The sequence below is a fragment of the Kitasatospora sp. NBC_01246 genome (assembly GCF_036226505.1).
Taxonomy (GTDB): Bacteria; Actinomycetota; Actinomycetes; order Streptomycetales; family Streptomycetaceae; genus Kitasatospora.
The window spans coordinates 5,865,790-5,878,096 of sequence record NZ_CP108484.1 but is presented as its reverse complement, the minus strand read 5'-3'; the positions used below and the strand labels follow the sequence as shown (position 1 = coordinate 5,878,096).

Sequence of the window (12,307 nt, the reverse complement as noted above, 5' to 3'; positions counted from 1 at the left end):
CGCACGAAGCGTGCCCGACCGTCCGCGCCCCCGACCTGTCCCTGCCCCGTGCCCGGCTCTGGGTGGCCGGCCGGTCGGGCGGGGCGGGCGGCCCCGCCCGACCGGGGCGCGGTTCGGGGGTCAGCGGGCGACCAGCTGGAGCTCCGCGGACGCCTCCTCGACCATCGCCACGCCGATCCGGCTCACCCGCACCGAGAACGGCTCGCCCGCCACCCGCAGCCCGGTCAGCTGCAGCTCGCCCAGCGGCGCCGTGCTGGCCGGCCGGACCAGCACCCGGCCGCCCGGTACGTCGGGGCGCACCCCGGCGAGGGCGAACACCGCGTGCACGGCCCCGGCCGCCGAGACCGCCGCCGGGTGGCACGCGGCCGGGTGCGGCACCGGCGGGCAACCGGGGACGCGCTGCTCCCCCGCGTACATCTCGGGCAGCCGGCCCTCGAAGTGGGCGGCGGCGCCGAGCAGGCCCTCCAGCAGGGCGCCGGCCTCGTTCTCGTGGCCGGCCTCGGCCAGCCCGGCGATCGCGAGGGCGGTCTCATGGACCCGCACCGCCCCGCTGCGGTGGCCGAGCGGATTGAACCGGGGCGACTTGGCGCTGAGCGTGCGCAGGCCCCAGCCGCTGTCCAGCTCGGGCGCGGCCAGCCGTTGGGCCAGCACCCTGGTCTGCTCGCGGTCGAGCAGGCTCTCGTGCCGGCCGCCGTCGGCGCAGAGCCCCGGGTCGAGGAGGTGGACGAAGGAGGAGGCGACGGCGGGGAGCTGCTGGCCCCCCGGGACGAGGCCCGCCGCCGGACGGCCGCCGGAGAGGTCGTCGATCCAGAACCGCTCACGGAAGCGCCCCCGCAGACCGGCCGCCCAGGAGCGCCACTCCTCGGCGCCGGGGCGGCCGAAGGCGTCCAGCAGCTCGGCCCCGTGCAGCGCGGCCCGGTGCGCCTGGGCCTGGACCTCGGCGCGGGCCGCCACCGGATGGGCGGCGCGCTCCTCCACCGGACGGCTCAGGTCGGTGACGAAGCCGTCGACCAGGCCGTCGCGGAGCGCCCCGAGCGCCCGCTCGGCGGCCGGCAACAGCTCGGCCACCTCGTGCCGGGGCAGGCCCCAACGCCAGGCCTCGGCGAGCACCGTGACGAACAGCAGGGTGGCCTCGGTGGCCGTGCAGGTGGGCGGCAGCTCCGGACCGCCGTGCCGCAGCGCCCCGGGCAGCAGCCCCTCGGGCCGTTGGCCGGGGCCGCCCTGGCCGGCCGGGGGCGCGAGCTGCTGACGGCGGGCGAGTGCCCGCAGGGTGCCGGCCGCCAGCCGGGTGCCCAGCGGGAGCATCAGCCGGGCCGCCCAGAGCGCGTCGGCCGGGGCGAGTCCGAAGCGCCAGGGCGCGCCGGAGGCCGGGTAGAGGTCGGTCGGGCGGTCCGGGTCGGCGAACAGCAGGCCGCCGAGGGCGTCCAGTGCGCGCGGCACCAGCGACTGGACCCGGGGGTCGTCACTGCGGACCTCCGGCTCCGCCCACGGCAGCGGGACCCCGGTGCCGCGGCCGCCCGGCGGCCGGGGACCGGGGGTGGTGCTCTCCAGCTCGGTGCGCAGCTCGACCGACCACCGGGCGCCGGGCTGCACCTCCAGGTCCCAGCGCAGCACTCCGGCGCCGGCCAGCACGGCGTGCGGCGAGGGCTTGGCGCTGACGACGGCGCTGTGGGTCGGCCCGGCCCAGCGCAGCCCGGCGGACTGCACCTGTCCGGGCAGGTCCGGCGGCCGGTGCCCGGCGGCGATCTCGCCGACCGGGCCGAGGTCCGTGCCGAGCGCGATCTCCAGCGGCAGCCGGGCCGGCCTGCTGCCGGTGTTCCGGACGGTGACGGTCTCGATCCCGTCGGCATGGCGCAGCCGTTCGACGGTGAGCGCCGGATCGGGGTCGAGGTCGCCGGGGATCCGGACGGCGCCGAGGAAGCGGGCCTGCGCCGCCGAGGTCAGGGTGCCCTGGAGCGGCAGCGGCTCCATGCCGCCGATCCGCAGCTCCATCCGGGCCAGGACCCGGACTCCGGAGCGGTAGAAGCCGTGGAGGCCGTGACCGCGCAGCTGTCCGTCCGGACCGGAGGCGGCCATCGAGGGGGCGTTGACGCAGAGCACCGCGTGGTGGACGGCGGCGGGCTGCGGACGCGGCGCCGCCGACCGGGCCGGGCCGGCGGGTGCGCCGCCGGGCATGCCCGGCGGTACCTGGTCGGGGCGCCCGACCGGTCTCGGCGCACCGACCACGCTCTCGGCCGGCATGGCCTGTGGTGGCCTCATGGCGGTCACCGGACTCTCCTCCCCTCGGCGGTCCGGTGGCCGGGGGGCCGGTGGGCCGCGAGCATGCTCGATCGCGTGCTGATGATGCCTGGCCGGCGGGGGTTCCCGCCGGCGTGCCTGCCGTGTCTGGCCGTACCCGTCGCCGGGCCGTGCCATGCGGTGCCCGGTGCCGCCGGGGAACCGGGTTCGCCTTTCCCGGGCACCCGCTGGTGCCCGGCACTTCGTCACGGCCTCTGCCCGGGCGCACCGGTGACGCCGTGTCCCGATCGGCGCCCCGGTCCCGCCGTGGACGGGCGCGGGACGGCCACCTTCTGCCGGCCGCCCGTCGGCCGGGCGGTGCGCCGGGCACCGTCGGCGGGCCGCACCCCGGTACTCGGCGCGGCGCGGCGTCGTCCGGCTGCGGGAGCCCGGTGTCCGTCCGGGCACAGTGCCCCCGGGGTGAACGCCGCGGACCGGCCGCAGGTAACGCCCGAACCGTCACTTCGGCCTGCCGCACCGGGGTACCGGGCAGTCGTGCCGCCGCCGGGCCGCCGGCGCTCCGGGCCGGTGCCGTGACGGGCCCGCACCCACGGGCGCCGCGGCTGTCGTACAGCCTCGCGCGGCTCCTCGGGCGGACGGTCGTGAACGGCAACCGTCGAACCCGTGTCCGACCGCCGTCAGGATACGGTGCGGGGGTTGCGGCGCCCGCACCGGCAACACCGTGAGCGGCGGCGTGACGGCTGTGAACCAGACACATACCGAGGAGTTGTATGTCCACCGCCAGCCGGCTGCCCGGGATTGTCACGACCGACCACGTCTTCCGCGTGCCCCTCGACCACTCCGCCCCCCAGGGCGAGCAGATCGAGGTGTACGCCCGCGAGGTGGTGGCCGCGCGCCGTGAGAAGGACGATCTGCCCTGGCTGCTCTTCCTCCAGGGCGGACCGGGCGGCAAGGCGGGGCGCCCGCTCGGCCGCGACGGCTGGCTGGAGCGCGCCCTGGACGACTACCGGGTGCTCCTGCTCGACCAGCGCGGCACCGGGCGGTCCACGCCCGCGAACCGGCAGACCCTCGCCCGGCGCGGCGGCGCCCAGGAGCAGGCCGACTACCTGGCGTGCTTCCGCGCGGACTCGATCGTGCGGGACGCCGAGCTGATCCGGCGCCGACTTCTCGGCGACGACCGGCGCTGGAGCGTGCTCGGCCAGAGCTTCGGCGGCTTCTGCCTCCTCACCTACCTGTCGATCGCGCCCGAGGGGCTGCACGAGGCCTTCGTCACGGGCGGCCTCGCGGGCCTGCGCAGCTCGGCCGACGACGTGTACCGGGCGGCCTACCCCCGGGTGGTCCGCAAGAACGAGGAGCACTACGCCCGCTTCCCGCAGGACGTCGAAGCGGTCCGGCGGATCGCCGCCCACCTCGCCGACTCCCCCGCCACGCTGCCCGACGGCGGGCTGCTCACCGTCCAGGCGTTCCAGGGCCTCGGCATGATGCTCGGCGGCGGCAGCGGCTCCGGAAGCCTGCACTACCTGCTGGAGGAGGCCTGGGTGGAAGGCGTCGCCGGGCCCGAGCTGTCCGACACCTTCCTGGCCGGCGTCCAGGCGAAGGTCTCCTTCGCCGAGGGACCGCTGTACGCCGTGCTGCACGAATCGATCTACGGTCAGCGGTCGGTGGACGGGGCGGGTACCGGCTGGGCGGCCGAGCGCGTCCGCAAGGAGTTCCCCGAGTTCGACGCCGGGGCTGCGCTGGAATCGGGGGCCCCGGTGCTGTTCACCGGGGAGATGATCTACCCCTGGCTGTTCGACACCGACCCGGCGCTCCGCCCGCTGAAGGAGACGGCGGAGCTGCTCGCCGCCCGCACCGACTGGGCCGACCTGTACGACCCGGCCCGACTGGCCGTCAACGAGGTGCCCGTCGTGGCGGCGGTCTACCACGACGACATGTACGTCGACACCGCGGACTCGCTGGAGACCGCCCGGGCCGTACGCGGCCTGCGGACGTGGGTCACCAACGAGTGGGAGCACGACGGGCTCCGGGTCAGCGGCGGCAAGGTGCTGGACCGTCTGATCGCGATGGCCCGCGGCGAGGTGTAGCGGTCTCGGGCCGCCGGCTCGGGTCGGCGGCCCGAGCCGGCCGGCGGAGGAACCGGGGCCCCCGACCGCCGGGGTGTCACGGCGCATGCCGGGACCGGCCCGTCGCACCGCGGGCGCCGCGACTCCGGCCGCGCCCATCCGCCGTCGCCTCCGCCTCCGCCTCCACCGACGCCCAGGGCGAGGCGCGGCCGGGCCCCACCCTCCGGGCGGAGCGCACCCGGGAGGACGGCCGTCGTGCCTCGCGGTCAGACGCCCGAACCGGCGGTCCTGCACTCGGGCCCTCGTCGGGCCGACCGCCCTCGCGGACCTTCGCCGTGCCCCTGGCCGGACGGTCGGGGCGCCGCCCCGGCGTACGGGCGACACCTGGCGCACCTGCCTCGCCGGGCACCGCCCCCGGGCTCGCGGCACCCGACTCACCCGGCGGCTCCGCCTCGACCTCCCCCTTGCGGGCGCGCCGACGGCGAGGCTTCGCCGGGGCCGGGGGCGACGGCTCCTCCGGCGACCGCTCGGGGTCCGGACCCCGCTCAGGGACAGGGCGGCCCGGGCCGCCCGCCGGCGCTCCCCGCTCTCCGGCGGAGCGGCGGCCGCGCTCGGCCGCCACGCTCGCCAACAGCTCCTCGGGCGAGAGGCCGCCGTTCAACGACTCGTAGAGCAGCTGGGCCAGCAGGTAGGTGGGGGCGAGCCGGAGCGTGTGGGCGAGCACCACGCGGGCCGTCGCGGTGTCCCCCGCGACCCAGGAGGCCCAGGCCAGCAGAGTGAGCGGCGGCGGGGCGTAACCGGTGTAGGGCGGCACGCACCGCCTGGCGAGGAAGCGCCAGAGCCGCTGGGTGGGCGCGAGCTCCTCGGGCCGGATGTACTCGGCGGCCCGGTCCCGGGTGCGCCGGTCCTGGAGGGCGACGAGCAGCCGGGCCGTCCGGTGGTCGTCGAGTACGCGCGCGCCGACCATGAACTCGGCCACCGCCTGGTCGAGCAGCGCGCCGCCCTGCTCCCGGGAGGGCGACGGCGCCCGGCTGTCCAGTACCCGGGCCAGTGCCAGGCGCTGGGCGTCCGCCTCGGGCGGACCGATCGGGCCCACCGCCGCCACGATCGCCTTGCGGCTGCCCCGCGGCGCGAGTCCCGCGAACGTGGCCGCCGCGGCCACCGGGCCGGGGGCGGGGCTGTGCCGGACCGGGTGGCCGGCCGGATCGCAGCACCCCTCCCGACGGCAGAGGAAGGACCACCAGCGGCCGGCGGACACGCAGAGTGACTCCTTCACCCGCACTCCCCTGGCCTCGAAGGCCGCCCGCAGCTCCTCCGCGAGCGGTTGGAGCCGGTCGAGCACCGGCGGACCGTGCTCCCGGTCGGGGTCCTGACAGAGGTAGAGGAGGACCTGGACCGGTCGGCGGTCCCGGCGCTCGGAGAGGCCGACGAGCAGCGATGCCGTCTCGTCGGCGGCCGCCGACCACTGCTGCGGCGCCTCGGGGATGTCCAGCCGGATCACCCCGCCCTGGTGGAGGTCCGGCCCCTGGAGGCCGACGGCGACGATGCTGTCGTCGGGGAAGAAGCCCAGCAGGTAGGGCAGCAGCTCGGCCATGTCGGCCGGGCCGCGCATGGTGACCGGACGCCCGCCGGAGGCCGGGTGGAAGGGGAGTGCGACGCGTTCGTTGTTCATGACCGGAAGACTGCCGCAATCCACGAGCCGCCCCCGGATTTTCCTTTTCCCTGTGGATAAAGCCCGCCTGTGGATAAAACGTCCTTCGTTCGGGGCATTCGGAGCCACTCTCCCGGGGGACATTCGACACCCGTTCAGCGGAAGAGCTGATGAATTGCACCCGCCGGCCACCCACCCGTGAGCAGCGCCGTTCGCCCATTGTCGGCAGCTCGGGGTTACATGGACGGCATGCAGCAGCCGCAGAACCACACCACCGCCACCGACACCACCGCCACGGCCGGCACCGGCAGCGCGACAGCCGCCGACCGCGCCGAGGTCCGGGCGCGGGCCGAGGCCGTCCTGCGCGAACTCGCCGGGCCCGCCGCCACCCTCCGCGAGGACCAGTGGACGGCCATCGAGGCCCTGGTCGTCGACCACCGCCGGGCCCTCGTGGTGCAGCGCACCGGCTGGGGCAAGTCCGCCGTCTACTTCATCGCCACCGCCCTGCTGCGGGCCCGCGGCGCCGGTCCGACGGTGATCGTCTCCCCCCTGCTCGCCCTGATGCGCAACCAGGTCGAGTCGGCCGCCCGGGCCGGCATCAACGCCCGCACCATCAACTCGGCCAACACCGACGAGTGGGACGCCGTCCAGGCCGAGGTCGCGGCGGGCGCGGTGGACATCCTGCTGGTCAGCCCCGAGCGGCTGAACAACCCCGACTTCCGGGACCAGGTGCTCCCCAAGCTCGCCGCCTCCACCGGCCTGCTGGTGGTGGACGAGGCGCACTGCATCTCCGACTGGGGCCACGACTTCCGCCCCGACTACCGCCGGCTGCGCACCATGCTCGCCGACCTCTCGCCGGGCGTCCCGGTGCTGGCCACCACCGCCACGGCCAACGCCCGCGTCACGGCCGACGTCGCCGAGCAGCTCGGCACCGGCACCACCGACGAGCACGCCCTGGTGCTGCGCGGCCCGCTGGACCGCAAGAGCCTCACCCTGGGGGTGCTCGCCCTGCCCGACCCGGCGCACCGGCTGGCCTGGCTGGCCGACCACCTCGACCGGCTGCCCGGCTCCGGCATCATCTACACCCTCACGGTCGCCGCCACCGACGAGGTGACGGCCTTCCTGCGCGAGCGGGGCTTCCCGGTGGCCTCGTACTCCGGCCGCACCGAGGACGCCGAGCGCCGCACCGCCGAGGCGGACCTGCTGGCCAACCGGGTCAAGGCGCTGGTCGCCACCTCCGCGCTCGGCATGGGCTTCGACAAGCCCGATCTCGGATTCGTGGTGCACCTGGGCTCGCCCAGCTCGCCGATCGCCTACTACCAGCAGGTCGGCCGGGCCGGCCGCGGCGTCGACCGGGCCGAGGTGCTGCTGCTGCCGGGGCGCGAGGACGAGGCGATCTGGCGCTACTTCGCCTCCCTGGCCTTCCCGCCCGAGGAGCAGGTCCGCCGCACCATCGACGCCCTCGCCGAGGCCGGCCGGCCGCTCTCCACCGCCGCCCTGGAGCCCAGGGTGGACCTGCGCCGCGCCCGGCTGGAGACCATGCTCAAGGTGCTCGACGTGGACGGCGCGGTGCGCCGGGTCAAGGGCGGCTGGACGGCCACCGGGCAGAGCTGGGCGTACGACACCGCCAGGTACGCCAAGGTCGCCGCCTCGCGCGAGGCGGAGCAGGCGGCGATGCGCGAGTACGCGGCGTCGACCGGTTGCCGGATGGAGTTCCTGCGGCGGCAGCTGGACGACGAGCAGGCCGAGCCGTGCGGCCGCTGCGACAACTGCGCCGGACCGCTGCACACCCCGGAGGTCTCCGCCGCGGCGCTGGACGCGGCGCGGGCCGCGCTCGGCCGGCCCGGCGTCAGCTTCGAGCCTCGCCGGCTCTGGCCGACCGGGATGGACGCGCTGGGCGTGCCGCTCAAGGGCCGCATCCCGGCGGGCGAGCAGGCCGAGACCGGCCGGGCGCTGGGCCGGCTCTCCGACATCGGCTGGGGCAACCGGCTGCGGACGCTGCTGGCCGACCAGGCGCCCGACGTTCCGGTGCCCGGGGAGGCGGTGGACGCCCTGGTGGCGGTGCTGAGCGACTGGGCGCGCGGCCCCGGCGGCTGGGCCGGGCCCGCGACGACCGAGGGAGTCCGGCTCGACCGGCCGGTCGGCGTGGTGACCATGGCCTCGTCCCGCCGACCGCAGCTGGTCGGCAGCCTCGGGGCCCGGATCGCCGAGATCGGCCGGCTGCCCCTGCTCGGGCACATCGAGTACGCGGCCGGACGGTCGCCGCAGGGCGGGCGCAGCAACAGTGCCCAGCGCCTGCACGCACTGGCCGGAGCGCTCGCGCTGCCCCCGGAGGTGGAGGCGGCGGTGGCCGCGGCGGGCGGGCCGGTGCTGCTGGTCGACGACCTGGTCGACTCCGGGTGGACGGTCACCGTCGCCGCCCGGCTGCTGCGCAAGGCCGGGGCGAGCGCCGTCCTGCCGCTGGTCCTGGCCGTGCAGGGCTGAGCCGGGGGGGGTACGCGGGGCTCCGGCGAGCGGGGAGCCGGGGCCGACCGGGAGGTGCGAAGCGGGCCGGAACGAGCGGAGCGAGGTGGGACTGCGCTCGTGATCGGCGGGAAGACGGTGACGGAGCCTGGGGGTTCCGGCACTGACCTACACCTGAATGGAGTAATGCGGGCGCAGCGCGGACGATCTGCGGGAACCGGCGGCACCGACCGGGCAAAGGAAGGGGCGACCATGCGAAAAGTACTCCGCACCGGCCTTCGGATGCTCCGGATCACCGCCTCGCGAGCCGTGGGTGACGGTCACGCCGAGGGGGAATATATCCGGCAGAACGTTGGCTTTCGGGCGGCGTTCATCATTTCATCATTGCCGCTCCACCCCCGCTGCCCTGAGAATTGGACCGTACCCGGAACCCGGTCCGCTGGACCAGGGCTCCGGCGTACACACGTACCCGCGCATCCGTGGGTCGGGAAGGAGGATCGTGATCAACGGTATCGGCCGAGGTCAGTATCCCCTCGCCCGGGGTTCGGAGCCCAGACGGGTGTGCGACCTGGAGACATGGGCCGCCTCGGGGATCCCGTCGCTGCGCGACCCGCGCGAGTTCGTCCTGGAACTGCACCGGCGCCACCTGCCGCAGCCCGGCACGGTCGTGGTCACCGTGCTGGACGCCTCACACCGGCTGAACGCCTCGGCGTCCTTCGTTCCCCGGCCGCGCCACACCGACGGCTGGGAGCACCGCAACGCCCTCCTGGCGCACCTGCGGCAGGTCACCCCGCACGACCTGCGCCGGACCACTCCGGCCAGAACGGCCGTGCTGCTGCGCTGCCGGGAGGGCTCGGCGGGCTGGACGGCCCAGGACGGCGCCTGGATGTGGGCCCTGCAGGACGCGGCCGCCCTGCACGGACTGCGCTGCGGTTCGTACCTCACGCTGACCCCGGCGGGCTGGCAGATCCTCGCCGACGGCCGGAGCGGACGCAATCCGCACTCGGGCTCGTGGGCGGACGGGCCGGTCCACACCGTGACCGAGCTGCCGCCCCGCCCTGCACTGGAGAGCGCTCGGGGGCAGCGCCCACTGCGCCAGTCCGATCGCCCGTGGACCGGCGCACGGGTCACCGCGATCGAGCCCGGCCGGCGCACCGGCACCTACTGAGGCCGCGCCCTCAGGCAACGGGCCGCCGCCCACCCGTGCTTCGGGGCCCGGGCGCCGCGGGCACGCCCACAGGTGGCGGCACGGGTCGGAACGGAACGGGTCGGGCCCGGCACCTGGTGGTGCCGGGCCCAAGGGTCGACGGGTGTCAGGCGGACACGGGGCGGCCGGCCGGTACACCGGCGGCCTCGGCGGCGGGGCCGGCGTCACCGCAGACCACCAGGAGCTCGGCCGCCCGGCCGCGCGCCTCGGTGAACGCCTTGGCGGCACGGTCGGCGCTGCCGCCGTTGACCACCAGCACGACCACGGCACGGCGGGCCGGCCGGGTCAGCGCGGCGTCCGCGTAGAACACGTCGCCCCCCTCGGCGAGTTGCGCCCAGTAGCGCTCCTCGCCGAAGGAGAGTTCGTGCCGCTGCCAGGGGTGCGGTTCGCCGACCGTCAGCACCAGGACGGCGCCCGGGTCGCGGCCGGAGTCCAGCAGCCGGTCGACCGCCTCGTCGGCGCGCTCCAGCGCCTGCGCGGCGGTGGCGGACAGGAGTTGGACCGCGACCTGCGGTGCCGCGGGCGCCGGACGGCGCGGGCCGGGCTTGGGGATCCCGCCCGGCCGGGGCTGCGGCCCCGGGCGCCCGGCGCCCGGCGGCGCCGGGCGCGCGGGTGCGGGTCGTTGGCCCGGCACCGGGGCCGGGGCTGCGGTGACGGTCGACGGTGCGGAAGGAGTCGCGCTGCCGGAGGCAGGCGTACGGGGGGCTTGTGCGTCCGACTCGCGGGGGAAGGGAACGCCGGGGCCCGGGAGGCTCTCGTGAATCTCCGGCTCCTCGGGGAAGACAGGCATACCCGGATATCTATCAAATGCCGGTCGGGCGCGCACGGGCGCCCCACCCATTGGGCACGGAAGCCTTCCGCCCCCACCCGGGTCAATGGACGACGAAACGTCAGAAACCGAGCGTCAACTGCTCGTCCGCGGGACCCGCCGAGCCCGGTCCGCCGACACCGACGACGGCCCTGGTCCGCTTCAGGTGGCGCCATCGGGGCAGCCCGTCCAGGTAGGCCCAGGAGAGCCGGTGCTGTTCGGTGGGGCCGAACTCCTCCAGCGCGGTGCGGTGCACCGGGGAGGGGTAGCCGGCGTTGTCGGCGAAACCGTACTCGGGGCAGGTCTCGCCGAGTTCGGTCATCAGTCCGTCGCGGTGGACCTTGGCGAGCACCGAGGCCGCCGACACGCAGATGCAGGACTGATCGCCCTTGATGACCGTGCGTACCCGCCACGGGCCGCCCAGGTAGTCGTGCTTGCCGTCGAGTATCACCGCGTCCGGTTCGACCGGCAGCGCCTCCAGGGCGCGCACGGCGGCCAGCCGCAGCGCCGCGGTCATCCCCAGCTCGTCGCACTCCAGCGCGGAGGCGTGGCCGAGCGCGTACGCGGTGACCCAGTCGGCGAGGACGGGGGCCAGCGCCTCGCGGCGCAGCTCGGTCAGCAGCTTGGAGTCGGTCAGGCCCTCCGGGGGCTTGCGCAGCCCGGTGACGGCGGCACCCACGGTGACCGGTCCGGCCCAGGCGCCGCGCCCGACCTCGTCGAGACCGACGACGATCTTGGCGCCGGCCCGGCGCAGCGAGCGCTCGACGGAGTGCGTCGGCGGAACGATGGGCATCGCGGAGTCCTTCGGCTGGGGCAACCTCCAGCGTAAGCCCCGCCCGGAACCGCCCCGACCAGCCGGCCCCCGGCCCCCGCCGCCCGGAGCCGCCCCGACCAGCCGGCCCCCGGCCCCCGGCGACCTGGCGCCCCGGCCGCCAGGCACACCACCCGGACCCGCCCCCGCCCCCGGCAGCGCGCGTCAGCGGCGGATCAGCGGCACCAGGACCTCGTCCACCAGCTCGACGGCGAATCCGCGCCCGAGCTGCCGGCCGCAGACCTTGACCCGGTACATCAGCATCGCGGGCGCCACGTCGGCGACCAGCGGGCTGACCGCGCCGGGCCGGACGTCGCCGCGCTCCGCTCCCCGCCGCAGGATCTCCAGGATCGTGTCCTTGGTCGGCTCGACCACCCGCTGGACGATGAAGTCCTTGAACAGCTCCGCCTGCTCGTGCTCCAGCTCGGCCATCAACGCGTGCATGGCACCACCCGACCGGGAGTTCATCGCCTCGGTGAAACCCTGGATGAGCAGCAGCAATTCGGCACGGGCGGACCCGAGGTCGGGGGTGTCGGAGGGCCGTGGCAGAGTGGAGTCCAGGGCGTCGATGACGAGTTCGACCTTGGACGCCCAGCGCCGGTACAACGCGGCCTTCCCGGTCCGCGCGGCCCCGGCGACGCCTTCCATCGTCAGCCGTGCGAATCCGCCGGAGGTGAGCTGGTCGAGCACGGCCTCGAAGATCGCGCGTTCCAGCTCCTTGCCCCGGCGCCGCATCGGCCGGGACAGCACCTCGGCGGCCACCTTCATCGGACAGTGCGACGCCGGCCCGGCCACCGGGACGACGACCCTCGGCACGGGCACGGCCGGACCGCCCTCCGCCGGGCACTCCACGGCTCCCTCCGCCGACCCCGGGAGCTGCTCGCCCGCCCGGTCCGCGACCTGGTCGCGCGGCCGCTCGACGGGCCGCTCGGCCGCCCGGCCGCCCGGCCGTTCTGCCGCCTGGCGCCGTACCAACTGATCCATCGTCACCAACCTTAGGGAACGCTTGCGTTCACAATCTCGCCCAGGATATCGTCCAGGCTAGTGAACGATCCCGTTCCTTCAT

General features: G+C 76.0%; 8 protein-coding genes. 3 read left to right on the top strand and 5 right to left on the bottom strand.

The genetic code is table 11. From position 1 onward, the window contains the following. Positions 1-120: 120 nt before the first annotated feature. Positions 121-2,259 carry an amylo-alpha-1,6-glucosidase gene (locus OG618_RS25495; RefSeq protein WP_329492271.1) on the bottom strand — a complete coding sequence of 713 codons (2,139 nt, stop codon included), beginning with the start codon at positions 2,257-2,259 and terminating at the stop codon, positions 121-123. Between the two features lie 749 nt (positions 2,260-3,008). Between OG618_RS25495 and OG618_RS25490 the strand changes: the two genes are divergently transcribed. Then, positions 3,009-4,322, top strand: a complete 1,314-nt coding sequence (locus OG618_RS25490) for an alpha/beta fold hydrolase (protein WP_329489859.1) — start codon at positions 3,009-3,011, stop codon at positions 4,320-4,322. A 76-nt stretch (positions 4,323-4,398) separates the two neighbouring features. Here OG618_RS25490 and OG618_RS25485 read toward each other — a convergent pair whose 3' ends face one another. Continuing rightward, complete coding sequence (locus tag OG618_RS25485; protein WP_329489858.1) at positions 4,399-5,973, bottom strand: DUF4192 domain-containing protein; 1,575 nt, start codon at positions 5,971-5,973, stop codon at positions 4,399-4,401. Between the two features lie 228 nt (positions 5,974-6,201). Here OG618_RS25485 and OG618_RS25480 point away from each other — a divergent pair, with 228 nt between their 5' ends. Both OG618_RS25480 and OG618_RS25475 read left to right on the top strand, forming a co-directional pair. Next, complete coding sequence (locus OG618_RS25480; RefSeq protein WP_329489857.1) at positions 6,202-8,436, top strand: RecQ family ATP-dependent DNA helicase; 2,235 nt, start codon at positions 6,202-6,204, stop codon at positions 8,434-8,436. A gap of 538 nt (positions 8,437-8,974) precedes the next feature. Then, the gene (locus OG618_RS25475; RefSeq protein WP_329489856.1) at positions 8,975-9,583 is read left to right on the top strand and encodes a hypothetical protein; all 609 of its coding nucleotides are present in this window, start codon (positions 8,975-8,977) and stop codon (positions 9,581-9,583) included. 145 nt (positions 9,584-9,728) lie between these two features. Here the strand turns inward: OG618_RS25475 and OG618_RS25470 are convergent, their stop codons facing one another. The 3 genes from OG618_RS25470 to OG618_RS25460 all read right to left on the bottom strand — a co-directional run bounded on the left by OG618_RS25470 (position 9,729) and on the right by OG618_RS25460 (position 12,225). Then, complete coding sequence (locus tag OG618_RS25470; RefSeq protein WP_329489855.1) at positions 9,729-10,256, bottom strand: hypothetical protein; 528 nt, start codon at positions 10,254-10,256, stop codon at positions 9,729-9,731. A 256-nt stretch (positions 10,257-10,512) separates the two neighbouring features. Further along, a complete protein-coding gene (locus OG618_RS25465; RefSeq protein WP_329489854.1) occupies positions 10,513-11,223 on the bottom strand; it encodes a ribonuclease HII in 711 nt (236 codons plus the stop codon). Positions 11,224-11,406: 183 nt separating this feature from the next. Next, positions 11,407-12,225: a TetR/AcrR family transcriptional regulator gene (locus OG618_RS25460; RefSeq protein WP_329489853.1), complete on the bottom strand. Its 819-nt coding sequence runs from the start codon at positions 12,223-12,225 to the stop codon at positions 11,407-11,409. Between the last annotated feature and the right edge of the window lie 82 nt (positions 12,226-12,307).